The sequence below is a fragment of the Streptococcus oralis genome (genome assembly GCF_001578705.1).
Classification (GTDB): domain Bacteria; phylum Bacillota; class Bacilli; order Lactobacillales; family Streptococcaceae; genus Streptococcus; species Streptococcus oralis_J.
Map to the genome: position 1 here is coordinate 1 of NZ_KQ969043.1, position 707 is coordinate 707.

Here is a 707-nt window from a genome sequence, read left to right on the forward strand (position 1 = left end):
TCAATCGGGAAGACAGGATTCGAACCTGCGACACCTTGGTCCCAAACCAAGTACTCTACCAAGCTGAGCTACTTCCCGAGTTAAATAGAAAAAATGCACCCTAGAGGATTCGAACCTCTAACCGCCTGATTCGTAGTCAGGTACTCTATCCAGTTGAGCTAAGGGTGCTCATTATTATATGCCGAGGACCGGGATCGAACCGGTACGATCGTTTCCAATCGCAGGATTTTAAGTCCTGTGCGTCTGCCAGTTCCGCCACCCCGGCCTCTCTAAGCGAACGACGGGATTCGAACCCGCGACCCCCACCTTGGCAAGGTGGTGTTCTACCACTGAACTACGTTCGCATCGACCTCTTCTAGTTCTAATGCCGGCTACATGACTTGAACACGCGACCCTCTGATTACAAATCAGATGCTCTACCAACTGAGCTAAGCCGGCTAATTTCTACTATGCGGGTTAAGGGACTTGAACCCCCACGCCGTTAAGCGCCAGATCCTAAATCTGGTGCGTCTGCCAATTCCGCCAAACCCGCAAATATGACCCGTACTGGGCTCGAACCAGTGACCCATTGATTAAAAGTCAATTGCTCTACCAACTGAGCTAACGAGTCTAAAATAACTTCCGTTATCTTACGGTCCCGACGGGAATCGAACCCGCGATCTTCGCCGTGACAGGGCGACGTGATAACCGCTACACTACGGGACCTA

Annotated in this window: 8 tRNA genes; all 8 read right to left on the reverse strand. The window is 51.3% G+C overall.

Features of this window, described 5'->3' with window-relative positions:
* Window positions 1–4 precede the first annotated feature (4 nt).
* Window positions 5–78, reverse strand: a tRNA-Pro gene (locus SORDD05_RS09585).
* A gap of 16 nt (window positions 79–94) precedes the next feature.
* Window positions 95–168 (reverse strand) — tRNA-Arg (locus SORDD05_RS09590).
* 11 nt (window positions 169–179) lie between these two features.
* Window positions 180–265 (reverse strand) — tRNA-Leu (locus SORDD05_RS09595).
* Window positions 266–272: 7 nt separating this feature from the next.
* Window positions 273–344: transfer RNA gene (locus SORDD05_RS09600), tRNA-Gly, on the reverse strand.
* A gap of 21 nt (window positions 345–365) precedes the next feature.
* Window positions 366–438 (reverse strand) — tRNA-Thr (locus SORDD05_RS09605).
* 12 nt (window positions 439–450) lie between these two features.
* Window positions 451–532 (reverse strand) — tRNA-Leu (locus SORDD05_RS09610).
* A gap of 5 nt (window positions 533–537) precedes the next feature.
* A tRNA-Lys gene (locus SORDD05_RS09615) sits at window positions 538–610 on the reverse strand.
* A 22-nt stretch (window positions 611–632) separates the two neighbouring features.
* Window positions 633–705: transfer RNA gene (locus tag SORDD05_RS09620), tRNA-Asp, on the reverse strand.
* Window positions 706–707 lie beyond the last annotated feature (2 nt).